At 49.2% G+C, this 24432-nt stretch carries 24 protein-coding genes and 1 pseudogene; 15 read left to right on the top strand and 10 right to left on the bottom strand.

Annotated features, from left to right (window positions below; translation table 11 throughout):
• Nucleotides 1–48: 48 nt before the first annotated feature.
• From A9587_RS12145 to panC, 9 genes are all read left to right on the top strand, one after another.
• Complete coding sequence (locus A9587_RS12145; protein WP_105263343.1) at nt 49–780, top strand: fimbrial chaperone; 732 nt, start codon at nt 49–51, stop codon at nt 778–780.
• An 86-nt stretch (nt 781–866) separates the two neighbouring features.
• Complete coding sequence (locus A9587_RS12140) at nt 867–3458, top strand: outer membrane usher protein (protein WP_105263344.1); 2592 nt, start codon at nt 867–869, stop codon at nt 3456–3458.
• Nucleotides 3459–3481: 23 nt separating this feature from the next.
• Nucleotides 3482–4042, top strand: coding sequence for a fimbrial protein (locus A9587_RS12135; protein ID WP_105263345.1), 561 nt, complete (start codon nt 3482–3484; stop codon nt 4040–4042).
• A 12-nt stretch (nt 4043–4054) separates the two neighbouring features.
• The gene (locus tag A9587_RS12130) at nt 4055–4633 is read left to right on the top strand and encodes a fimbrial protein (RefSeq protein WP_105263346.1); all 579 of its coding nucleotides are present in this window, start codon (nt 4055–4057) and stop codon (nt 4631–4633) included.
• 31 nt (nt 4634–4664) lie between these two features.
• Nucleotides 4665–5243, top strand: a complete 579-nt coding sequence (locus A9587_RS12125) for a fimbrial-like protein (protein ID WP_105263347.1) — start codon at nt 4665–4667, stop codon at nt 5241–5243.
• A 33-nt stretch (nt 5244–5276) separates the two neighbouring features.
• Nucleotides 5277–6542 (top strand): fimbrial protein, encoded by a 1266-nt coding sequence (locus A9587_RS12120; RefSeq protein WP_236941994.1) that lies wholly within the window; start codon nt 5277–5279, stop codon nt 6540–6542.
• 190 nt (nt 6543–6732) lie between these two features.
• Nucleotides 6733–7980 (top strand): fimbrial-like adhesin, encoded by a 1248-nt coding sequence (locus tag A9587_RS12115; RefSeq protein WP_105263349.1) that lies wholly within the window; start codon nt 6733–6735, stop codon nt 7978–7980.
• A 272-nt stretch (nt 7981–8252) separates the two neighbouring features.
• Complete coding sequence (gene panB, locus A9587_RS12110) at nt 8253–9047, top strand: 3-methyl-2-oxobutanoate hydroxymethyltransferase (protein WP_000805500.1); 795 nt, start codon at nt 8253–8255, stop codon at nt 9045–9047.
• 11 nt (nt 9048–9058) lie between these two features.
• Complete coding sequence (panC, locus tag A9587_RS12105; RefSeq protein WP_000905373.1) at nt 9059–9910, top strand: pantoate--beta-alanine ligase; 852 nt, start codon at nt 9059–9061, stop codon at nt 9908–9910.
• Nucleotides 9911–9980: 70 nt separating this feature from the next.
• Here the strand turns inward: panC and A9587_RS24720 are convergent.
• Together A9587_RS24720 and A9587_RS12095 are read right to left on the bottom strand one after the other, a co-directional pair.
• Nucleotides 9981–10163, bottom strand: a pseudogene (locus A9587_RS24720) (hypothetical protein); the annotation flags it as partial.
• A gap of 95 nt (nt 10164–10258) precedes the next feature.
• The gene (locus tag A9587_RS12095; protein WP_105263350.1) at nt 10259–11191 is read right to left on the bottom strand and encodes an Rpn family recombination-promoting nuclease/putative transposase; all 933 of its coding nucleotides are present in this window, start codon (nt 11189–11191) and stop codon (nt 10259–10261) included.
• 273 nt (nt 11192–11464) lie between these two features.
• Here A9587_RS12095 and panD point away from each other — a divergent pair, with 273 nt between their 5' ends.
• Nucleotides 11465–11845, top strand: a complete 381-nt coding sequence (gene panD / locus A9587_RS12085) for an aspartate 1-decarboxylase (RefSeq protein WP_000621515.1) — start codon at nt 11465–11467, stop codon at nt 11843–11845.
• Nucleotides 11846–11848: 3 nt separating this feature from the next.
• Here panD and A9587_RS12080 read toward each other — a convergent pair whose 3' ends face one another.
• From A9587_RS12080 to A9587_RS12065, 4 genes are all read right to left on the bottom strand, one after another.
• Complete coding sequence (locus tag A9587_RS12080; RefSeq protein ID WP_001517754.1) at nt 11849–13075, bottom strand: polysaccharide deacetylase family protein; 1227 nt, start codon at nt 13073–13075, stop codon at nt 11849–11851.
• Nucleotides 13076–13131: 56 nt separating this feature from the next.
• Complete coding sequence (locus tag A9587_RS12075; protein ID WP_000901999.1) at nt 13132–13572, bottom strand: PTS sugar transporter subunit IIA; 441 nt, start codon at nt 13570–13572, stop codon at nt 13132–13134.
• Between the two features lie 104 nt (nt 13573–13676).
• Nucleotides 13677–14447 carry an ABC transporter permease gene (locus A9587_RS12070; protein ID WP_000972195.1) on the bottom strand — a complete coding sequence of 257 codons (771 nt, stop codon included), beginning with the start codon at nt 14445–14447 and terminating at the stop codon, nt 13677–13679.
• On the bottom strand, nt 14444–15370 hold the full coding sequence (locus A9587_RS12065) for an ABC transporter ATP-binding protein (protein WP_000150640.1): 927 nt from the start codon (nt 15368–15370) through the stop codon (nt 14444–14446). The genes A9587_RS12070 and A9587_RS12065 overlap by 4 nt, the downstream gene beginning before the upstream one ends.
• Before the next feature lie 108 nt (nt 15371–15478).
• Here A9587_RS12065 and can point away from each other — a divergent pair, with 108 nt between their 5' ends.
• Entirely contained in the window at nt 15479–16141 is a 663-nt protein-coding gene (can, locus tag A9587_RS12060; protein ID WP_000651596.1) for a carbonate dehydratase, read from the top strand.
• A 40-nt stretch (nt 16142–16181) separates the two neighbouring features.
• Here can and hpt read toward each other — a convergent pair whose 3' ends face one another.
• The gene (gene hpt / locus A9587_RS12055; RefSeq protein WP_000683336.1) at nt 16182–16718 is read right to left on the bottom strand and encodes a hypoxanthine phosphoribosyltransferase; all 537 of its coding nucleotides are present in this window, start codon (nt 16716–16718) and stop codon (nt 16182–16184) included.
• A 205-nt stretch (nt 16719–16923) separates the two neighbouring features.
• On the opposite strand from hpt, the gene gcd reads away from it, so the two are divergent.
• Nucleotides 16924–19314 (top strand): quinoprotein glucose dehydrogenase, encoded by a 2391-nt coding sequence (gcd, locus tag A9587_RS12050; protein ID WP_105263351.1) that lies wholly within the window; start codon nt 16924–16926, stop codon nt 19312–19314.
• Between the two features lie 46 nt (nt 19315–19360).
• Here gcd and cueO read toward each other — a convergent pair whose 3' ends face one another.
• Nucleotides 19361–20911: a multicopper oxidase CueO gene (gene cueO, locus A9587_RS12045; protein WP_038354962.1), complete on the bottom strand. Its 1551-nt coding sequence runs from the start codon at nt 20909–20911 to the stop codon at nt 19361–19363.
• Between the two features lie 165 nt (nt 20912–21076).
• On the opposite strand from cueO, the gene A9587_RS12040 reads away from it, so the two are divergent.
• The 3 genes from A9587_RS12040 to speD all read left to right on the top strand — a co-directional run bounded on the left by A9587_RS12040 (nt 21077) and on the right by speD (nt 23206).
• Complete coding sequence (locus A9587_RS12040) at nt 21077–21424, top strand: YacC family pilotin-like protein (RefSeq protein ID WP_000846616.1); 348 nt, start codon at nt 21077–21079, stop codon at nt 21422–21424.
• Nucleotides 21425–21529: 105 nt separating this feature from the next.
• Nucleotides 21530–22396 (top strand): polyamine aminopropyltransferase, encoded by an 867-nt coding sequence (gene speE / locus A9587_RS12035; RefSeq protein WP_000818362.1) that lies wholly within the window; start codon nt 21530–21532, stop codon nt 22394–22396.
• A 15-nt stretch (nt 22397–22411) separates the two neighbouring features.
• Nucleotides 22412–23206 carry an adenosylmethionine decarboxylase gene (gene speD, locus A9587_RS12030; protein ID WP_000734282.1) on the top strand — a complete coding sequence of 265 codons (795 nt, stop codon included), beginning with the start codon at nt 22412–22414 and terminating at the stop codon, nt 23204–23206.
• A 37-nt stretch (nt 23207–23243) separates the two neighbouring features.
• Here speD and yacL read toward each other — a convergent pair whose 3' ends face one another.
• A complete protein-coding gene (gene yacL / locus A9587_RS12025; protein ID WP_105263352.1) occupies nt 23244–23606 on the bottom strand; it encodes a protein YacL in 363 nt (120 codons plus the stop codon).
• A 223-nt stretch (nt 23607–23829) separates the two neighbouring features.
• Nucleotides 23830–24162: a hypothetical protein gene (locus tag A9587_RS12020; protein WP_105263353.1), complete on the bottom strand. Its 333-nt coding sequence runs from the start codon at nt 24160–24162 to the stop codon at nt 23830–23832.
• Nucleotides 24163–24432 lie beyond the last annotated feature (270 nt).

Genomic DNA, 24432 nt, shown 5'->3' with positions numbered 1-24432 from the left:
GTTACATCCCCTGTTTCAGGATTTAGAGATGTTTCAGGGAGAGATAACATGTTGAATTATAACAAGACTATCGCTGCTATCGTTGTCGGTGCAACGCTTACGGCATTCAGCCCCATAACCCAGGCCGATATCGTTATCAACGGTACGCGCATCATCTATAAAGAAAGCGACAAAAAGATCACTGCTCGCCTGGAAAATAAAGGCTCTCGCCCATTGCTGGTGCAGTCCTGGCTTGATACCGGTGATGACAATGTAGACCCGGCTTTGATCAAAGTCCCGTTTAACGCGACCCCACCGGTCTCACGCATAGACCCGAAAAAAGGCCAAACCGTTACCATCACCTATACCGGTACGCAGGCATTACCGAAAGACAGGGAAAGTGTGTACTGGTTTAACGTGCTGGAAGTTCCACCCAAAATGCAGGCAAAAGAAGCTGAAAATAAAAATGTCCTGCAACTGGCTTTCCGTACCCGTATCAAACTGTTCTATCGCCCTGATGGATTAGCCGGTGAGCATTTCAAAGCGCCAGGGCAATTAACCTGGCGCTGGAGTGGCAATAAAATCAAAGTGACGAACCCAACGCCTTATTATGTTTCCTTCTCGTCTGTCGATGTGCAGTCAGGAAATAAAAAATATACCGTAGACGCCACAATGGTTGCGCCAAAAAGCGATGCCGAATTTACAGTACAGGGTCTGAATACCTCCCCTGGCGGCGCTAAATTACACTATTCAGCTATTAGTGATTACGGTAGTGAAATAAAAGGCGAAGCAAATATGTAATCTCACAAATTACATTATCGCCAGGGTAAATATCTTGAATTAATTATTGACTGAATGATTACAGCGTCGAGCATAAGAAAAAACAGATGACTCATTGTAAACTGACACGGATTGCCGTTATTTTTGCCTGCATTTATGGCCATGCTGCCAATGCGGCAGAAAGTATTGAATACGATCCCAGCTTCCTGATGGGGAGTTCTGCCCAGGGGATTGACCTGTCGCGTTATTCCGACGGTAACCCTGCTATGCCCGGCAGCTATGACGTAAAAGTCTACGTCAATGAAAGTGCCGCAACGAGCATGACCGTAGAACTTATTGATACCGGCAAGAAAAGTGCCGACGCCTGTATTTCTCGTAAAATGCTCAATCAGTTGCATATTAAACAGCCGGATCTCAAAGACGGAGAGGCTGTATTACGCAAAGGCGAAGCGGAAGCTGATGATTGTCTCGATCTGGCGCGGGCGATCCCACAGTCAGAAGTCTATTTCGATACTAACGATCAGAAGCTGGATATCACGGTTCCGCAGATCTGGATCCTCAGTAATTATCAGGGATATATCGACCCGTCATTATGGGAAGACGGCATCAGTGCCGCCATGTTGTCCTACCGTATGAACGGCTGGCGCAACACGCGCCGGGGTGATGAAACTCAGTCGTTCTATACTGCACTCAACGCAGGGCTTAACCTCGGGAACTGGCATTTCAGAAGCAATGGTAACTATAGCTGGCAGCAGGATATTGGCGGTAATTTTGATATCCAGAACAGCTATATGCAGCGCGAGCTGCCATTTATTCGTTCTCAACTCGTGGTCGGGGAGACCTACACCACCGGGGAAACCTTCGACTCTGTCGGCATTAAAGGCGCACGCTTGTACAGCGACGACCGCATGTTACCGCCTTCCATGACCAGTTTTGCCCCGGTGATCCGCGGCGTGGCAAACAGTAACGCCAAAGTCACCATCACCCAGGGCGGCTATAAAATTTACGAAGGAACCGTACCGCCTGGCGAATTCGCCATTGATGACATTATGCCTTCTGGCTACGGCAATGATCTGGTGGTCACCATTGAAGAAGCCGACGGTTCACGGCGGACATTCTCACAACCGTTCTCCTCGGTTATGCAGATGCTGCGTCCGGGCGTCGGGCGTTGGGATCTCAGCGGCGGGCAAATCGTTCGCGACGATTTGCGCGAAGACTATAACTTGCTGCAAGGGTCATTCTACTACGGTATCAACAACACCTTCACCGGCTATACGGGTATCCAGTTCACCGATGCTGACTTTATGGCCGTGCTGCTGGGGCTGGGCGTAAACACCAGCATCGGCGCAGTATCGCTGGACGTCACTCAGTCGAAGGCGAATATCTACAACGATCAAACCTACACCGGGCAAAGCTATCGTATTTCGTGGAACAAAATGTTCAGTGCCACCAATACCTCACTAAACCTGGCCGCCTATCGCTATTCCACCAGTAATTACCTGGGGCTGAACGATGCCCTGACGTTACAGGATGATGCCAGACACAGCTCGCCAGACGAGCAACGCACAATGGGGAATTATCAGCGTACCCGCAATCAGTTCACTATCAGTCTCAACCAGCCGCTGATGTTCGAGGAGGTCGATTACGGCTCGTTTTATCTTAATGGTAGTTGGACGGATTACTGGAGCGGAAGCCATAGCCAGAGCACGTACTCTATGGGCTACAGCAAAGGGACAAGTTGGGGAACCTGGAGTGCCACAGTACAACGCACCTGGAACGAAGACGGCGATCAGGATGACAGCTTCTATCTGAGTTTCAGCATTCCGCTGGAAAATTTACTGGGCGGTAAACGTCGCGAAAGCGGCTTCAAGTATCTCGACAGCCGTATGAGCACTGACTTTAACGGCAGCCATCGTTTGAGCGCCAGCGCCAACGGCAGCAGCGGCGATGGGAAATATAACTACAGCGTGAATACCAATTACTCCACCAATAAGCAGAGTTCCAATCTGGCGGATATTGGCGGTTATCTCAGCTATGAATCGCAATGGGGTACATGGTCTGGCTCAGCATCGGCTGACACTGACCACAGCCGTCAGCTCTCTCTCAGCACCGATGGCGGCTTTGTCCTGCACGGTGGCGGGCTGACGTATACCAATCACAGCTTTAGCGATACCGATACGCTGGTCCTGGTGAAAGCCCCAGGCGCGCATGGCGCACGAATCAACTACAGCAGTAACACCATTGACCGTTGGGGTTATGGCGTCGCCACGTCCGCCTCTCCATATCGGGAAAACAACATCACGCTTGATATTCAGGAGCTGGAAAACGACGTAGAGCTTAAGAGCACCAGTTCACAAACGGTTCCGCGCTACGGGGCCATTACCATGACCAGTTTCGAAACCGATCAGGGCCGCTCAGCGATGATCTCGATGCGTCGTAGCGATGGCGAACCTCTGCCATTTGCCGCCAATATCACCAATGAGCAAGGGCAGTCTCTGGGCTACATCGGCCAGAACAACCAGGCCTTTGTACGCGGTATCGAAGATAACGGCGTGTTGCGGGTGAACTGGTCCGATAAGGACAACGTTTCACAGTACTGCATCGCGCGCTATCAGGTTCCGGCATCCGCTGCTGACCAGCGCGGCAACCAGACCCTGTCACTGGATAACGTACTCTGTACGGTATCTGCAACTCACTAAAATCCGCGAGATATGGATAACCTATGACACGGAAAAATATACCTCTGGCACTTGCCGTGCTGACGCTCTCAGCCTCGGCACTAGCCGTTGATGTCGACGTTAAATTCAGGGCCGATATTATACAGCCGACCTGTGATATCAAACTGGAAGGAACCAATACTTCTAAAACCGGCACTGACGCCTATAAGCTGGTCATTCCTGATATCAGGCTCGACCAGTTACGCGCGAAAAGTGCCGAAACGGTAGGCGAATTTACCTTAAAAACGGAAAACTGTACGGGCAGCCCAAGCAAAATCGTTTCTACCATCATGGCAGAGAAAAAAACCAGTGCAAGCGTGAATCTGGCGATTCCCCCCGCAACGGGAGCCGGGTTAACGAACAATATCGGTGTCGGTTTCCGTCGGGCCAGTACGTCAACTGACACATTTTTTAAAGTCCAGAACGATGAAAAAATCACGTGGACTGCCAATGAAATCACCAAGGACGGGTTAAAACTGGCTGCCGTAATGCGAGAAACCCAGGCTGATAAGGGCACAATCGGTGATTTCAGCGCCAAAGTCACGTTTAACTTCACCTATGAATAACGGGGTAGCACAATGAAAAAAACAACTTTAGCCTGCTACGTCGTCAGCGCCATGGCATGCTTCAGCATTGGGATGAATGCCGCCAATGCCACCACGGATTCTCTGGATCTTACCGTCGTGACAAAAGTCACCGCAGGAACCTGTAGCGCCGAAGTACAGGAAAGCTCAAAGAAAGTTACCGACATTGATTTTCAGGATGTTTTCATCCCGGAAGTGATCAACAAAAGCAAAGCAAAAAAATTCGATCTGAAATTCACCAATTGCGCAGCAACATCAAGCGCTGAGTTCACATTGAAACCAGCCAGTGGTTCAACCTGTGATAAAGCAGGCGGGGGAGAAGCATTTGCCAACGCCTCCGTTGCAACCCCGAAAGCAGCAGCGGTCGCCGTTGAAGTCTGGGGGTCAGCCAATGCCGGAAGCGGCACACAACTGAAGTGTAAATCCGCCAACGCGTTCCCGATCACGATGGTCGGCGGTGGCGTGACCGTACCGCTCAGCGCACGTCTGATCCGCGATAGCGGTAAGACTGACGCGGACGTCACTGCCGGTGAGTTTTCCAGCCAGGCAGTATTTGATATTACCTATAAGTGATTTACAGCGCAGCCTGTGTAAAAGGGACGTTATGAAAAAGCACGGTTTATCTACCACTCTTATCATTGGTGCTGCGCTATTTAGCGCCAGTACATTGGCTGATGTGAGTGTCGACTTTAACGCAAAAGTGCTGAGCACCACCTGCACGGTATCCGTTAGCAACAGCGGGACGGTCGATTTAGGTACGGTGAGCCTGGGTTACTTCGCCAGAGGCATTACAGCGGAGCAATATTTTTCAGGGGGTCAGGAATTCTTTATCCATTTGTATAACTGTTCCGGGAGTGCCCCAACAGGGACTACAAATTTGCATCTGGATTTCAAACCTAAAAGCGGCGCTTTTGCAGCAGGCTCGCGACAAATTTTTCCGAATGAGGAAAGTAATGGTGCCAAAAATGTTGGCGTGGTGATTTTCTCAACGCACGATCGCAGCAATATGTTTAACGTCTGGTCTCCAGCGGGTATTTCACGGTCGACATATACGGTGAATGCACAGGGTCTGAATAATTCGACCTGGGCTTTTTATACCCGAATGCAAAAAATTGATAATATTGCCTCTGTTACTGCCGGGAAAGTGGCAACCAGTGTACTGGTAGATACCTGGTACGATTAATTCAATGGAATGAAATATAAAGAGCGGATTCAGATGATTATTAACAGACTGAGTAAGACAGTAATTAGCCTGGTATTATTAATCAGCACAAGCGCTGTATTTTCAACATGGGCGGGAACACGTATTAGCTACGGCAAACCAGGTAGTGATGGTGATATTATACTCAGTATTTTTCCTCATGGAACACAACCAGCCTCTGCTGGGAAGCCTTCGCCAGGGTTGATTAAGCCATTAGGCGTATCCGTGTTATCAAACTCTACAACCAATATGATTTACTGTTATTTTGGTGCCGCGTCCAGTGGCGATCAATCCGCTTCGGAGATTTACCATAACCTGATTAATTCAGGCAAACAGTATGATGGCAAGCCCTTATTTAATACAACGATACAAGGCGTCTATGTGTCGGTCGAAATCCTTAATTTCAGTAGCCCAGGCATAACATTTGGTATAGGAGCAGAACACAGCCTCCATGCTGATGGAGGCAATAGAGATGAATTCTCGGGCCATGTTGACGATCCATCACAATGTACAGGCTATCAACAACTCACTTTCCAGGTGAGAACCACCTATTACCTTGGCAGCGATTATCAGCCCCATATATATAATGGCGGCGCTTCTGGCAACTACGATTCATTTAAGGCGGAGATTGCCAGGAACACCAGTCTTGATACACGTGGTTTCGGTTCAACAAATGCCCCCGGTTTTAGCATCAGAAGCAGCACCCAGGGACAAGGGTATTATCTCGTAGTTGAGTTTAGCACCTACGGCCTGATGATTACGGCCCCAACCTGCTATGCCAATACCGTTGCAGGCACAAATGTTAAAGGTAACACCGTCGATTTTGGCAATGTTTTAACCACGGATATTAGTAACGGGACCAGTAATTCTAAACGTCAGTTCCAGATAGCGTTAAAAGACTGTGTGAGTATTGGAGACATACAAACGAAACTGTCCACCACAAAAACCGGGAACAGCGTCAGGCTATTGGGCAACCAACAGACAAACAATGCCGCCGGAGGAATTGGGGTAAAAATTAGCGGCCTGAACGATTCCCTGACCGGTCAAGCGGAACAGCTTTATCCTAACAATCAATATTCCGTTTATACAGAATATGAGTCTGCGACAAACCCCGACGGTTGGGTTGACGTTAATGCCATCGATGTGACGCACCCTGGGGTTGAACATACTCTGAACTTCGAAGCGCAACTGGTTCCCGATTTCGTGCAGGATCAACCTGCCCCGGTGATCACCGCAGGTGGATTTGAAGCAACAGGTACATTCTCTATTACCTATCCCTGATTTTACTTACAGCCAGGTGCGCACTGCGCCTGGCTGTAAGCGGTTTGTGCCACATAACTACACTGATAAATTAAAAAATCATAACTCTATATCATTTCTATTATATAAATAAATGATGCTAGCTACGCAAAAGGGAACCAGCATTATGCTGATTAAATTTTACCATCACTAAATATCAAACACTCATGCAATGAGTGTCTGCAATGGAGTGCGTATGAAAACTACTCTACAATTTATTATTTTCACCATTCTTATCTTTATTAATTCTGTCTGTAACGCAACCGTCGATTTTATTGTTGGTGCGGGGCCTGATGGTGTACCGCCGGAAAGAAATGGCCGCGCAGATTTCCAGTATTCCGGGAGCAGTAATAACCTGGTATTTTACCACCCAACTCAACTCGGTCCGACTGGGGTACAATTACGCTGGCCTAATCAGGATACCCATGACAGTGGCAGTGTATATTGTACAGCACATTCCAGTGCTACTGGCGGCCCTATCACTGTCAGAAATAAAATGGTTGATTCAGGGCTCGTTTACGGGGGACATAAATTATTCAAAACATCCGTTCCAGGACTGTATTATACATTAAAAATATCAACCATATGGACAGCTTATAATACAACCGCTGACGTCCCGGATATATTTATAGGGGACGCACCAACACAAACTTTCCACTTTAGATTCCATGACGCTGATCTGCAACGAGCCTGTGAGCAACGGGATGGCAGGTGGACTCCAAAATTTTTTAGAATAGGTGGAATTTTTCAAGACTTTACTGTTGAATTTTATTCAGATACGACATTTAACCCTACAGCCAGCCAAAAAATAACATTACTCAGCAGCAGCGATTACCTTTACAGTTTTAAGGCCGAGAATGCGGGTGGAACGGTTCAAGGGTACAGTGGGAGTATCTATTTTAACTTTAATTTAGCGAATGTGACCTTATCACTTCCGACCTGTTTTTCCTCAGTGATTACAGGAAAAACAGTCAATGGAACGACTGTTGAACTTGGCAGCTATACAACCGGTCAGATCAAAAATGGTGCAACTCCAGTACCTTTTCAAATAGCCCTACAAAACTGTATTCGTGTGCAAAATATTGAAACCAAAATGTCCTCTGGAAACATTGGGGTGCAAAACAAAAAATTAATCACTAATACGTTGACTGGTTCCAATGCCGCAGAAGGCGTCGGTGTTCTGATCGAAGGGTTAAAAAACCGTGTGAGTGAAAAAATGGTTCTCGAACCTAACGTAGGAACCTCTGTGTATAAAGCTTATGAAGATGAAATCGATACTTCAGGTGGCATCTACCCAGGCAAAGGCCAGGGAACAACGCAGGTACTTGAGTTTCAGGCAACATTGCAACAAGACGGAAACGAAGCTATCAAGGGAGGCGCTTTCGAGGCCACCAGCAGATTCCAGATAACTTATCCTTGATAGACAGATCAGATTGCTGGAAAAGTGTTCGTTGTTACATGCCGGATGTGACGCGGACACTTTATCCAGCCTATAAAATTGTGAAAAAATTCAATAAATTGTGATGCGCCATGTAAGCCTGATAAGCGTAGCGCATCAGGCAATTTTGCGTTCGTCATCAGTCTCAAGTCATATCATCAGTTAACTGGTGATATGAGCGTACCGAAATGATTGCCCCACCCGATATGGCTGCTAGAATGCCAATAATTGCACTTTAGCCATCAGGATACGTTATGAAACCGACGACTATTTCGCAGCTTCAAAAATACAAGCAGGAAAAAAAACGCTTCGCAACCATTACCGCTTACGACTACAGCTTCGCCAAATTGTTTGCTGACGAAGGCCTTAACGTGATGCTGGTAGGTGACTCGCTAGGTATGACCGTTCAGGGACATGATTCCACCCTTCCCGTAACAGTTGAAGATATCGCCTATCACACCGCCGCCGTGCGTCGCGGTGCGCCAAACTGCCTGCTTTTGGCCGATCTCCCCTTTATGGCTTATGCCACGCCGGAACAGGCATTTGAAAACGCTGCCAGGGTAATGCGTGCCGGAGCCAATATGGTCAAAATTGAAGGCGGTGCATGGCTGGTAGAAACGGTACAAATGCTGACAGAACGTGCCGTGCCGGTATGTGGTCACTTAGGCTTAACGCCACAGTCCGTGAATATTTTTGGTGGCTACAAAGTGCAGGGGCGTGGTGATGAGGCTGGCGACCAATTACTCAGCGATGCGTTAGCACTAGAAGCCGCAGGTGCGCAATTGCTGGTACTGGAGTGTGTACCCGTTGAGCTAGCAAAACGCATTACCGAGGCACTGGCGATCCCCGTCATTGGCATTGGTGCGGGTAACGTCACTGACGGACAGATCCTCGTGATGCACGACGCATTCGGCATTACCGGTGGTCACATTCCTAAATTCGCCAAAAATTTCCTCGCTGAAACGGGCGACATCCGTGCTGCGGTGCGGCAGTATATGGCTGAAGTGGAGTCCGGCGTCTATCCGGGCGAAGAACACAGTTTCCATTAAGGAGTGACGTTGTGTTAATTATCGAAACCCTGCCGCTGCTGCGTCAGCAAATTCGCCGCCTGCGTATGGAAGGCAAGCGCGTGGCACTGGTGCCCACTATGGGTAACCTGCATGATGGCCATATGAAACTGGTCGACGAAGCCAAAGCCCGCGCCGATGTGGTGGTGGTTAGCATTTTCGTTAACCCAATGCAGTTCGACCGCCCGGAAGATCTGGCGCGCTACCCGCGCACCTTGCAGGAAGATTGCGAGAAGTTAAACAAGCGTAAAGTGGATTTGGTCTTTGCGCCATCGGTAAAAGAGATCTACCCGAACGGTACAGAAACCCACACCTATGTTGATGTTCCCGGCCTTTCCACTATGCTGGAAGGCGCCAGCCGCCCGGGACATTTCCGTGGCGTGTCGACCATCGTCAGCAAGCTGTTCAACCTGGTCCAGCCAGACATCGCCTGCTTCGGAGAAAAGGATTTTCAGCAACTGGCGCTGATCCGCAAAATGGTCGCTGATATGGGCTTTGATATTGAGATTGTCGGCGTGCCGATTATGCGCGCGAAAGACGGCCTTGCGCTCAGCTCCCGTAACGGTTATCTGACGGCAGAACAACGCAAAATTGCACCAGGTCTGTACAAAGTTTTAAGTTCGATTGCTGACAAATTGCAGGCTGGAGAGCGGGATCTCGATGAAATTATCGCCATTGCTGGGCAAGAGTTGAATGAAAAAGGCTTCCGCGCCGATGATATTCAGATTCGCGATGCCGACACGTTGCTGGAAGTCACTGAAAAAAGCAAACGGGCAGTGATTCTGATTGCCGCCTGGCTTGGCGATGCTCGCCTGATCGACAATAAAATGGTCGAACTGGCGTAATACTTAACTGGCGCTACGGCTGATAGCGCCAATTATTAATTGCCACGTCATCTGTCATAACACAGGTAACTTAGTTAAGGTTAATTAGCTTATCAATCTCTGTAAGTGGTAAATTTGCCAACTCTGCAACATCCTCACGAAGCATTCCTTTACTCAGAAGACGCTGGGCGAATTCCTGTCTTACCTTCTGGAGTCCCTCTTTATATCCCTTCTGAAATCCCTTCTCTTCAAACCACTGCGCCAACGTCTGCCTGGTTTCTCTCCGTGTCTTTATGTCCATAGGTTCCCTTAATTATCTGGTCAGTTAATAATAATCATTATCTGGCTATAACTGATAATGCCGGCAACTTAGTTAATTAGCTTATCAAGCTCAGCAAGAGATAAATTCGTCATCTCTGCAACGTCTTCCCGAGACATCCCTTTACTCAGAAAACGCTGGGCGAATTCTTGCCTTTCCTCCTGTCTTCCCTGCTGAATCCCCTTCTCAATTCCCTTCTCAATTCCCCTCTCAATACCCTTCTCAATACCCTTCTCTTCAAACCACTGCGCCAGCGTCATCATAGACTCCCCTCCCGTTTCCCTGTCTCTCACCACACCGTAAAACAAATCCGCTTGTTCAGTATGACCGCGTTGCAGCATATAGTTTTGCATGGCAACTAACTGACTTCCGCTAGTGTACCCTTCGTCAATCAGCGTGACCAGTTGCTCCAGCAATAACATTAAGTCGCGCTGGCGAATATGTTTTTGCAGCAGTTCGAGAATCGCAATCCGCCGATGTTTCATGATTTCATCATCTGGCGTGATGGTGATATCCACCAGCGGGAAAGGGTTGTTATAGACACGTCGCGCCAGCTCCGGTGAGTAAAACATATCAAACCAGCACATCGAGAGTGGGTAAGGCGTGGCCTCGCCCTGATAAAACAGAATCGGCACCACCAGCGGCAGCTTATCGTGGTCCGCTTCCAGATGTCGGTGCATGGCGGCAATAGAGTAGCGCATCATGCGAAAGGCCATTTTTTTGTCCGGCTTGCTTTGATGTTCAATCACAACATGCAGATAGCCGGGATTACCCAGCATTTGCACAGAATAGAGTACGTCAGTGCTATGCCCTTTCAGGCTTTCTTCGATAAAACTCCCCGACTCAAGATGCAGCGTGTCGAGATCACACAGCTCGCGTAATTCCGCTGGCAAATGTATCTCCAGGAAATCGCGGGCCGTTTCCGCATGCATTAAAAATTGTTTAAAAACAGCGTCATGCGGAGTGGTACTTGGTGCGTCCATCTTCCCTGTCTTCCATGTTGGCTTGCGTGAAGGCAGTATCCAGTCAATGTATACCGTCGTCAGCCGTCTCTTTATTGTTTACCGAGCAGCGTTCAGAGAAATTTCAATCGGTTACAGGAGTTGCATAGCGGGCTTCGGCGCGGCACGCAAACTCCCGCTGTAAATGGCCTCAGATGAGTAGACACTAAACAAAAATCGGGCAATACTGCGTGAGAATTTTCTCAAGGCAGGCATCGCCTGCTTCGTTAACGACAGGGTAGAAAGGTAGAAGTTATGATTCGCACGATGCTGCAGGGCAAACTCCACCGCGTGAAAGTGACTCATGCGGACCTGCACTATGAAGGTTCTTGCGCCATTGACCAGGATTTTCTTGACGCAGCAGGTATTCTCGAAAACGAAGCCATCGATATCTGGAATGTCACCAACGGCAAGCGTTTCTCCACCTACGCTATCGCGGCAGAACGCGGTTCGAGAATTATTTCTGTCAACGGTGCGGCGGCCCACTGCGCCAGCGTCGGTGATATTGTGATCATCGCCAGCTTCGTCACCATGCCGGATGAAGAAGCCCGTACCTGGCGGCCAAACGTCGCCTACTTTGAAGGCGACAACGAAATGAAACGTACCGCAAAAGCCATTCCGGTACAGGTTGCCTGAGTATTACCCCTGCGGCTGGTTACTCACCAGCCGCGACATTGTCTCCAGCGAATCCGTTCTTAAGATATAAAGCCGTTTTAACAACAATGGATTATCCCCCGGTTTAACTTTACCTTTCATGGTGGTCACCGCCAGATGAAACCCGGCTTCATTTGCCGCTTTAACCGCTTTATCATTAAATCCGCCAAACGGGTAAGAAAGATACAATACATGCGGATTAAATTGCGTCAGCGCCCGGCGTGAGCGTTCGAAATCAAACAGAATATTGTGCTCACTACGGCTGAGTAATATTGGTCGTCGATAACCATCAACCCGATGTAAAAAATGGGTATGTGACTGGAAATCAAAAACATCGCTGACATCACGTAGTTCAGAAATACTCATAAACTGTAATGACTGCGGATTCCATTTTTGTGGGTGACGTTTAATACGCGAGGTAATAATAAATGCCGTCGCCTTCATACCATATTGTTTCAGAACAGGATACGCATAGCGACTTACCGATTTTAAGCCATCATCAAAAGTCAGCACAACCGCGCGAGCTGGAAGATTTATCGAATTATGCAAATATCCTTCCAGTTGATACAAGGTTAACGTGGTATATCCCCTGTCGCGCAACCAGGTCATCTGGTTATTGAATGCACGTACCGACGTTGTGGTCGAAGTATGGCGAAAACGGGTATTCTCTTCATCGCGTAAAATATGATGGTAGGTCAATACAGGAATACCATTATCCTGCTGCGCATCTAACGCACTGATATAGGCCAGACGTTCGCCAATACGAATTTGATACCAGGTTTGATTCAGGCGATCTTTCAATTTATTAATAATGGGATAACGCAAATTATCGGCCAGCACGCCAAATGGTGCGCTGCCAGCATCAGGCGCGTTGTATATCGGAGTATCTTTCCATGTAATAAGATTTTGGTTGCTCAGTGGCTTATGCAAATCCCCCAGGCCATCTTCAACTTTTTGCCGCCCTTGTACCGGTTCCAGATGACCTTTATCAATATATCCCGTACCAAAACCAAAGTTGAATTCATAATAATCGGCTGCGGTTGGCATGACCGAAATAATCTGCCCGGCGCGAATGTTACCAACAGTTACCGTTTTGTCGCCAATTTTACCCCAGATAGCCGCATCCTGAGTGGTTTGCATATAACGCATGGGAAGCGCTGCGCCGGCACCAGATGAAACCAGCAGCAGTAGAAAAATAAACTTTTTAATCATGAGGAAACAACCAGGCGAGAAACAACGCCGTTAGTGTAGCAAAATCGGAATGCGATTTAATACTCGAACCAATTGTGCTTTAGCACAAAGGGGGGATTTTTTTGTTGCTGATGCCAGAGACTACTGACTTCAGGAGCCCCCAGTTCGACAATGCGATTGCGGAACTCTGCACTCGACATTGTTTCACGACAAGCAATCATCTGTTCAATTAACGGTAGCGTGATACCAGAAATCACTTCGCAACAGGAATGTTTGTGGCTTAATAAAGACGCAACGCGATAAGGCGCTGCGCCCGCGATATCCGTGAAAAAGATCACGCCATCGCCGGAATCCGTCCCATGCAGGGCATCACATAACATTCGGCTAAGCATATTGGCACTAAGACCACGCCAAAAATTCACTGCCCGGCACTGGATAAGTGCGCCATATTTTTTTTCCAGCGCATCCAGTATCTCTTGCGCCCGATCGTCGTGACAGGTAATGACCCAACCTAACATCGCTTTCCTCCTTAGCCGAAAATCAGTCTACCCTGACCATTGTTGATAAAGGGTGATAACCGTCAAAACTCCCCTCCCCCGCATCCGGAGGAGAGGAGATCAACTTAGCTACGCAAGCCGCGTCCGCGCTGAATCAGCGACCAGCAGATCAGATAAAACGCAATAATAAAGACAACCAGCACACCAAAGGTAGTAACCAACGGCACATCATTAATGCCGAGGAAGCCGTAGCGGAAACCACTGATCATATAGACTATCGGGTTCAGGTGCGACAGCCCCTGCCAGAACGGCGGCAGTAAAGTCAGGGAGTAAAATACCCCGCCCAAATAAGTGAGTGGCGTTAACACAAAGGTCGGCACCAGGCTGATGTCATCAAACGTTTTGGCAAACACACCGTTCAGCAGTCCGGCAAGAGAGAACAACACCGCCGTGAGCACCAGCGTTAAAGCAACAAATACCCACGAATGCACCTGAAACGGCACAAAGAATAGCGAAATAGCCGTCACCAGCATGCCAACAAGCAGTCCGCGCGCCACGCCACCGCCGACATATCCGGCAATGATGACGTGTGTTGGCACCGGCGCTACCAGCAATTCTTCAATATTACGCTGGAACTTGGCACCAAAAAATGATGATGCAACGTTAGCGTAGGCATTGGTGATCACCGACATCATGATCAGCCCCGGCACGATAAACTGCATATAACTAAAGCCATGCATATCGCCAATGCGCGAACCAATCAGGTTACCAAAGATAATAAAATAAAGGGTCATGGTGATGACCGGCGGCACCAGCGTTTGTATCCAGATACGCATAAAGCGATGGATCTCTTTCGCCCAGATGCTTTTTAGCGCCACCCAGTAAAGATGCATCATGCGCGATCTCCTTGTTTTTCATTAACCAGTGAAACAAACAGCTCTTCCAGACGGTTGGCTTTGTTACGCATACTTAATACCTGCACGCCCTGCTCACTTAGCTGCGTGAATACGCTGTTAATCCCCTGCTCGCGCAACACTTCAACTTCAAGCGTAGCGGTATCCACCAGCCGATACTGGTAGCCATCGAGCTTCGGTAATGGACTTTTCGGCGCAAGATCGAGAATAAAGGTTTCCGATTTCAGCTTCGCCAATAGCGCCTTCATCGAAGTGTTCTCCACCAGTTCACCATGCTGAATAATGCCGATATTGCGACACAGCATTTCTGCTTCTTCCAGGTAGTGCGTGGTGAGAATGATCGTGGTGCCTTTGTCGTTTAAATCCTTCAAAAATCCCCACATTGAGCGGCGAAGTTCGATATCCACGCCTGCCGTTGGTTCATCCAGAATCAGCAGTTTAGGTTCATGCATTAACGCACGGGCGATCATTAAACGGCGTTTCATCCCACCAGATAACATACGCGCACGTTCGTTGCGTTTTCCCCACAAATCAAGCTGCTTAAGATACTTTTCGCTGCGGATATACGCTTCTTTGCGCTCTACACCGTAGTACCCCGCCTGATTCACCACAATTTGCTGCACGGTTTCAAACGGGTTGAAGTTAAATTCCTGCGGCACCAGTCCTAACTGGCGTTTGGCGTTCACGACATCTTTTTCAAGATCGTAGCCAAATACGCTGACCCGCCCGGAGGTTTTATTCACCAGCGAGCTAATAATACCGATGGTGGTCGATTTCCCGGCTCCGTTCGGCCCCAGAAGCGCATAAAAATCGCCGGCTTCGACCTGTAAATCTATTCCACGAAGCGCCTGAACGCCGCCTGGATAGGTTTTTTTAAGCTGTTGAAGTTCCAGTGCAATGGTCATAAATTTTTACTTACCTTACGTTCTTACACTTTATCTGTGGTTTAAATCGTCCCGGAGTTGCCCTATATTAGCCAAACGTAATTATTTGGTTACAGGTCGTTAACCTCCATGAAAGACATAGATACACTCATCAGCAATAATGCACTATGGTCAAAAATGCTGGTGGAAGAGGATCCCGGGTTTTTTGAGAAACTGGCACAAGCGCAAAAACCGCGCTTTCTATGGATTGGATGTTCCGACAGTCGCGTTCCTGCAGAACGTTTAACCGGTCTTGAGCCGGGCGAACTCTTTGTTCACCGTAATGTTGCCAACCTGGTCATTCACACCGATCTCAACTGCCTCTCCGTGGTGCAGTATGCAGTGGATGTTCTCGAAGTTGAACACATTATTATCTGTGGCCACTATGGTTGCGGTGGTGTGCAAGCCGCGGTTGAAAACCCGGAACTGGGGCTGATCAACAACTGGCTGCTGCACATCCGCGATATCTGGTTCAAACATAGCTCATTGCTTGGCGAAATGCCGCCAGAGCGCCGTCTGGATACCCTGTGCGAACTGAACGTAATGGAACAGGTATATAACCTGGGCCACTCCACCATTATGCAGTCAGCATGGAAACGCGGGCAGAAAGTGACCATCCACGGCTGGGCTTACGGCATTCACGACGGCTTGCTGCGCGATCTGGATGTTACAGCCACCAACCGCGAAACCCTGGAGCAACGTTATCGCCACGGGATTTCCAACCTCAAGCTAAAGCACATCAACCACAAATAAATTCGCCATGCCGGATGCAACACATCCGGCACATCCGCACTTACTCGTCCAGCAGCACCACTTTGCCGATATACGGCAGATGACGGTAACGCTGTGCGTAATCGATGCCGTAGCCAACCACAAACTCATCCGGAATAGAGAAACCGATAAATTCTACCGGTACGTTCACTTCACGGCGAGACGGTTTATCCAGCAGCGTACAAATCGCCAACGATTTCGGTTCGCGCAGGCTTAAGATTTCACGCACTTTCGACAGTGTATTACCCGAGTCGATGATATCTTCAACAATCAGCACATCCTTGCCGCGGATATCTTCATCCAGATCTTTGAGGATTTTCACATCACGGGTGGTGGACATGCCGCTACCGTAGCTGGAGGCGGTCATAAAATCGACTTCATGAGATACCTGAACTTCACGGCACAGGTCCGCCATAAACATAAATGAGCCACGCAGCAGGCCTACCAGCACCATATCGCTGCCGCTGTCTTTGTAACGCTCAGTAATCTGACGACCCAGTTCAGCGATACGCGCTTTAATCTCCGCTTCGGGGATCATTACTTCTACAGTATGTTTCATATCTCTAACCATATGATTTAAAAACAAATCACTTCGCACGGGCGGGTTTCAGCGCCGCAACAAAGCGCAAGACACGCAGTATACCAGCAAAACTATTCATTGGCGGAATCTGTTAATAAAGCTCAAATTGTGATGACGATCACACATGTTAAAACCTATAATTAATTGCTACTAAAATATTAATGAATTGAAATGGTGTTTCTTTATGGCAATTAACAATACCGGCTCGCGACGCTTACTCGTGTCGCTAACCGCCCTTTTTGCAGCACTCTGCGGGCTATATCTTCTCATTGGCGGAGGCTGGTTGGTCGCGATTGGCGGCTCCTGGTACTACCCCATCGCTGGTCTGGTGATGCTTGGCGTCGCCTGGATGTTGTGGCGCAGTAAACGCGCAGCACTTTGGCTGTACGCCGCTCTGCTGCTCGGCACCATGATTTGGGGCGTCTGGGAGGTCGGTTTCGATTTCTGGGCACTCACTCCGCGCAGCGATATCCTGGTCTTCTTCGGTATCTGGCTGATCCTGCCGTTTGTCTGGCATCGCCTGGTCATTCCTGCCAGCGGCGCAGTTGCCGCACTGGTGGTCGCACTGTTGATTAGCGGTGGTATCCTCACCTGGGCCGGATTTCACGATCCGCAGGAAATCAACGGCACCTTAAGCGCTGATGCCACACTTGCCGAAGCTATCTCCCCCGTTGCCGATCAGGACTGGCCTGCCTATGGCCGCAATCAGGAAGGTCAACGCTATTCACCACTGAAGCAGATTAACGCCGATAACGTCCACAAGCTGAAAGAAGCCTGGGTGTTCCGCACAGGCGATGTGAAACAGCCGAACGATCCGGGCGAAATCACCAATGAAGTGACGCCGATTAAAGTAGGCGACACGCTTTACCTGTGTACCGCTCACCAGCGTCTGTTTGCGCTCGATGCCGCCAGCGGCAAAGAGAAATGGCATTACGATCCTGAGCTGAAAACCAACGAGTCTTTCCAGCATGTAACCTGCCGTGGCGTCTCTTACCATGAAGCCAAAGCAGAAACTGCTTCGCCGGAAGTGATGGCGGATTGCCCGCGTCGTATCATTCTTCCTGTGAATGATGGTCGCCTGATTGCAATTAACGCTGAAAACGGCAAGCTGTGCGAAACCTTCGCCAATAAAGGCGTGCTCAACCTGCAAAGCAACATGCCGGATACCAAACCGGGTCTGTATGAACCGACGTCGCCGCCGATTATCACCGATAAAACCATCGTGATGGCCGGTTCAGTCACCGATAACTTCTCAACCCGCGAAACGTCTGGCGTAATCCGTGGTTTTGATGTCAACACCGGTGAACTGCTGTGGGCTTTTGATCCGGGCGCGAAAGATCCGAACGCCATCCCATCAGACGAACACACCTTTACCTTTAACTCGCCAAACTCGTGGGCACCTGCGGCCTATGATGCGAAGCTGGATCTGGTGTATCTGCCGATGGGCGTGACCACGCCCGATATCTGGGGCGGTAACCGCACACCGGAACAGGAACGTTATGCCAGCTCGATTCTGGCACTGAATGCCACCACCGGGAAACTGGCGTGGAGTTACCAGACCGTTCACCACGACCTGTGGGATATGGATCTTCCGGCACAACCAACGCTGGCGGATATCACCGTTAACGGTGAAAAAGTGCCGGTCATTTACGCTCCTGCAAAAACTGGCAACATTTTTGTACTCGATCGTCGTAATGGCGAACTGGTCGTTCCGGCTCCGGAAAAACCGGTTCCACAAGGCGCAGCGAAAGGCGATTACGTTACTCCTACCCAACCGTTCTCTGAACTCAGCTTCCGTCCGACGAAAGATTTGAGCGGTGCGGATATGTGGGGTGCCACCATGTTTGACCAACTGGTGTGCCGCGTGATGTTCCACCAAATGCGCTATGAAGGCATTTTCACCCCACCATCTGAACAGGGTACTCTGGTCTTCCCAGGTAACCTGGGAATGTTCGAATGGGGCGGGATTTCCGTTGATCCGAATCGTGAAGTGGCAATTGCCAACCCAATGGCGCTACCGTTTGTGTCGAAACTGATCCCGCGTGGCCCGGGTAACCCGATGGAACAGCCGAAAGATGCCAAAGGCACAGGTACGGAATCCGGCATTCAGCCGCAATATGGCGTGCCGTATGGCGTAACGCTCAACCCGTTCCTTTCGCCGTTTGGTCTGCCGTGTAAACAGCCTGCCTGGGGATACATCTCGGCGCTGGATCTGAAAACCAATGAAGTGGTATGGAAGAAACGTATTGGTACGCCGCAGGACAGTATGCCGTTCCCGATGCCCGTTCCGGTGCCGTTCAATATGGGGATGCCAATGCTCGGCGGGCCAATCTCCACTGCGGGCAACGTGTTGTTTATTGCCGCTACGGCAGATAACTACCTGCGCGCTTACAACATGAGCAACGGTGAAAAACTGTGGCAGGGCCGTTTACCAGCAGGTGGTCAGGCAACGCCGATGACCTATGAAGTGAATGGTAAGCAATATGTGGTGATCTCCGCAGGCGGTCACGGTTCATTTGGTACGAAGATGGGCGACTATATTGTGGCTTATGCGTTACCGGATGATGTGAAGTAACCATAATGCCCGGAGAGATCCGGGCATATTCCCGAAGACGCTGTTTTTACACTGTAAACCCTAACATCATCCCCGTATCTTCATGCTCCAGCAGATGGCAGTGCGCCATATAAGCATGTTCTTTCGGTGCATCGTGATTAAACTTCACCAGCACCTCACTGACATTACCTTCCACCTTCACAGTATCTTTCCAGCCCGCGCGATGCACCGCTGGTGGTTGGCCATTTTCCGACAAGATACGGAACTGGGTGCCGTGAATATGGAACGGATGCAACATCATGTCGCCAACGCCAGAGATAACCCAACGTTCGAACTTCCCTTTCGCCGCCGCAAACATCGGCTTGTTCATATCGAAGGCCTGACCGTTGATTTTATTAGCATGGTGAAAATCGAACTTCCCGCCGTGGTTCATATGATTCATATTGCCGTGGCCCATGTGGCCCATCATCTGGCTGTGGTTCATTCCGCTCATTGCCTGATCGCCATATTTCTCCATTAACATCTGCATCCCCATCATATCGAGCATCGGATCCATAGAGAGTTGCAGTTTGCGTATCGTTAATCCGTCCAGCGAAGGTAACGCTGGCAGGCTACTCAAGGTATCCGGCAAAGCACCAGAGGCACTAATGGCAATCGGCTGAATACGCATTACCGGGTGCGGCTTGTCAAACGGTGCAATCGCCATTCCCATCTGGCTGACAGGCAGTGTCACCAGATCAAACGGTTTGTTGTCGTTAACCTCCACCAGCACTTCAAAACGCTCGCCCATCAGCACCGGAAGTTCACTCACCTTCACCGGTTCAGGCAACAGGCCACCATCGCTGGCGATCACATACAGCGGGCGATTGTCACTGGTGGCAAAATTGAGCGAGCGGGCGTTACAGCCATTGAGCAAACGCAGCCGCAACCAGCCACGCGGCGCGGCATGTTGCGGGTAAATAGCGCCGTTGGTCAGCAACGTATCGCCAAACCAGCCCACGGCGGCGGTCATCACATCGAGTTGATAATCAATCTGCCCGTCGGCGTTAAATTTTTTATCCTGAACAATCACCGGGACATCATCGATCCCCCACTGTTTTGGCAGCATTAATTTCAGGATCTCATCGTCCTCAATCACCACCAGCCCAGCCAGCCCCATCGCCACCTGACGCCCGGTTTTGCCATGTTGATGCGGGTGGAACCAGCAGGTAGCGGCAGGCTGATCGACATTCAGCGTCACTGTGCGTTTACCGCCAGGCGGAATAATTCCCTGCGGGCCGCCGTCCACTTCCCCCGGCACTTCCAGACCGTGCCAGTGCAACGTCGTCTCTTCCGCCAGTTGGTTATAGATATCAACCGTCACGGCTTTTCCACGCTGTAACTTCACCGCAGGCCCCAATAAATTACCGTTATAGCCCCAGGTGGTCGCCGTTTTTCCAGCAAAGGTGGACTGGCCTGCGCCAATGGTCAACTGAATGCGATTACGGGCATCGGTAGCGAGCAAATCAGGGATCGGTAATGTTGGGCGTTCAGCAGCAAAAACCGCGCGGCTCCATAGTGGTAAAGCAGAAGCCACGCCCAACGCGACGGAATATTTTAAGAAATCACGACGTTGCATAGATATTTCCTTATTCTCAAGCAGGCGAAACAAAATCAAACGTTGAGCATAGTCCTTCCCCTTACGGGAAGGTCAAGCCACAGACACAACTTAATCCACAATAATGGTCGTCGCCTCGCTCGCAGTGTGCTAACGTTTATCTTCTTTAAGCCCCTGGTAGAAGCAATGAAGACGTTTTTCAGAACAGTATTATTCGGCAGCCTGATGGCTGTATGCGCAAACAGTTACGCGCTCAGCGAGTCTGAAGCCGAAGATATGGCCGATTTAACGGCAGTTTTTGTTTTTCTGAAGAACGATTGCGGTTACCAGAACTTGCCTAACGGGCAGATTCGTCGCGCACTGGTCTTTTTTGCCCAGCAAAACCAGTGGGATCTCAGCAACTACGACAACTTCGACATGAAAGCCCTCGGTGAAGATAGCTACCGCGATCTGAGCGGTATCGGCATTCCCGTCGCTAAAAAGTGTAAAGCCCTGGCCCGCGATTCCTTAAGCCTGCTTGCCTACGTAAAATAATTCCTGATACCTTTTTGTAGAAACATTGACCGTGCATCCGCGGTCAATGTTAGCTATTATGTTGCGCCCTTTTTTTACGGGTGTTAACAAAGGAGGTATCAACCCATGGCCGAAAAAAAACTGTGGCATGAAACGCTACACGACCAGTTTGGGCAGTACTTTGCTGTAGATAACGTTCTGTATCATGAAAAGACCGATCACCAGGATCTGATCATTTTTGAGAACGCCGCATTTGGTCGCGTAATGGCGCTGGATGGCGTAGTACAGACCACCGAGCGCGACGAATTTATCTATCATGAGATGATGACCCACGTTCCGCTGCTGGCTCACGGTCACGCTAAACACGTGTTAATCATTGGCGGCGGCGACGGCGCGATGTTACGTGAAGTAAGCCGACATAAAAACGTTGAGTCAATCACGATGGTGGAAATCGACGCGGGCGTAGTGTCTTTCTGCCGTCAGTATCTGCCTAACCATAACGCCGGTAGCTACGACGATCCGCGCTTTAAACTGGTGATCGACGATGGCGTCAATTTCGTGAATCAAACCAGCCAGACTTTTGATGTCATCATCTCCGACTGCACCGATCCCATCGGTCCCGGCGAAAGCCTGTTCACCTCAGCATTTTATGAAGGCTGCAAACGCTGCCTGAATCCTGGCGGTATTTTTGTCGCGCAAAACGGCGTCTGCTTTTTACAGCAGGAAGAAGCCATCGACAGCCATCGCAAACTCAGCCATTACTTCAGCGATGTTGGCTTTTATCAGGCGGCAATCCCGACCTATTACGGCGGCATCATGACCTTTGCATGGGCGACAGATAACGACGCCTTACGCCATCTCTCTACCGAAATTATTCAGGCACGTTTTCTCGCCTCTGGCCTGAAATGCCGTTATTACAACCCGGCAATCCACACGGCAGCGTTTGCCTTACCCCAGTATCTGCAAGACGCACTGGCTTCACAGGCGTCCTAAGGAGAAGATAAGAAATTGAAAAAACTGAAACTGCATGGCTTTAATAATCTGACCAAAAGTCTGAGTTTTTGTATTTACGATATCTGCTACGCCAAAACCGCCGAAGAGCGCGACGGTTATATCGCTTATATCGATGAACTCTATAATGCCAACCGTCTGACCGAAATCCTGTCAGAAACTTGTTCCATTATCGGGGCCAATATTCTTAACATCGCCCGCCAGGATTACGAACCACAAGGTGCCAGCGTCACTATTCTGGTGAGCGAAGAACCTGTCGACCCGAAACTTATCGACAAAACGGAACACCCCGGCCCGCTGCCAGAAGCCGTGGTTGCGCATCTCGATAAAAGTCATATTTGCGTACATACCTACCCGGAAAGCCATCCTGAAGGCGGTTTATGTACTTTCCGCGCCGACATAGAAGTCTCTACCTGCGGCGTGATTTCCCCGCTGAAGGCGTTGAATTACCTGATCCACCAGCTTGAATCCGATATCGTGACCATTGATTATCGCGTGCGCGGTTTTACCCGCGATATTAACGGTATGAAGCACTTTATCGACCATGAGATTAATTCGATTCAGAACTTTATGTCTGAAGATATAAAGGCGCTGTATGACATGGTGGATGTAAACGTCTATCAGGAAAATATCTTCCATACCAAGATGTTGCTTAAAGAGTTCGACCTTAAGCACTACATGTTCCACACCAAACCGGAAGATTTAACCGACAGCGAGCGCAAAGAGATTACCGCTGCGCTATGGAAAGAAATGCGCGAAATTTATTACGGGCGTAATATGCCTGCCGTTTAACGGCTCTGGCGGAGCACGAAGGCTCCGCCAGATTTACCTACTTCTGCAGTACGAAATTGCGGTACGCCGCCACCACCTGAAGAAAATCCTCAACGCCGCACAGCGACAGGCTTTCTTCGTCGTAGTAGTTCATCCCTTCTTCCATTTCGTCACCCGCAAATTCCAGTTGATTGGCGCGGATCATCACCTCCTCGCCATCCATCCACAGGGTGTATTCGTGCCCTGCCCGCTGCCAGGAACGTTCGCTACCTTTTAATGTGCGCGCGGCTTGTTCCACTTCATCAAGCAAGGCCAGGTTTTCTTTCACCTCTTCATTAAACCAGTGCCCGACCACTTCATGCCCCATGGACATGCGCACCTTTACCACTCCGGTAATATCGCGCAGAAATTCGTAATCCATAGTGTGTTCCTCTGCTCCCGGCAATGCGCCGAAATCGCATTGCGCCATTGATGTAATTATCGCAGCCTTACCAGAGAAAAACAGCGGAACGACGATGGTTTAGAGATAAAAATAGTGAAAAAAGCGTTCCAACCACCATGGTCAGAATTTTTGTCATTTTCGACAGACATCTTCTTACCAGGGAAGAAGACAATCCAGTGCTACTCTGCGCACAAAACATAGATTAATAAAGAGGGTGAATTGTTTTATAATCAAAAATCCACCAGTCATCCGTAATCTTGCCATTATCATAAAGTTGAAGATCGCTACTTCCCTCTGCGTCGCTGGTTGTTATCACATCAGCATTTCGCTTCCAGTGTGATATAGGAGATTCAGTGCTCATGGTTAAAAGGTTTTCTTTCATCGGCTCACACTGTGCGCATCCCCTGACATTACCGTCCTCATAAAAACCCACTAATCCACCATTTGCGACAAACAAATATTGTAATTTTGCTGTCGCGGCAAAAGCGTTGCCGCATAGTAGAAAAAAGATAATTATAATAAACGCTTTTTTCATTCACTTTATCTCCATTAAGTGAAAAACTTCACCCTGTAATAACCAGCAGAAAACCAAATAAGATAAACACTATCATTAAGGAAAAGAGTGCGGGTTCTGAGAATTAACGTTATTGAATTGCCCGTCAGATATTCCGGCAAAAAAAAGCCACTCCCCAAAAGAAGTGGCTCAGATTGCTGACAAAGTGCGCTTTGTTCTTGCCGGATGCGGCGTAAACGCCTTATCCGGCCTACAAAATAGTGCAAATTCAATAAATTGCAGAAACGTTGT

The organism is Escherichia sp. MOD1-EC6162, assembly GCF_002965125.1.
In the GTDB taxonomy this organism is placed as follows: domain Bacteria; phylum Pseudomonadota; class Gammaproteobacteria; order Enterobacterales; family Enterobacteriaceae; genus Escherichia; species Escherichia marmotae.
Note: the sequence above shows the minus strand (reverse complement) of the source record. Positions and strands in the feature narration are given on the sequence as shown.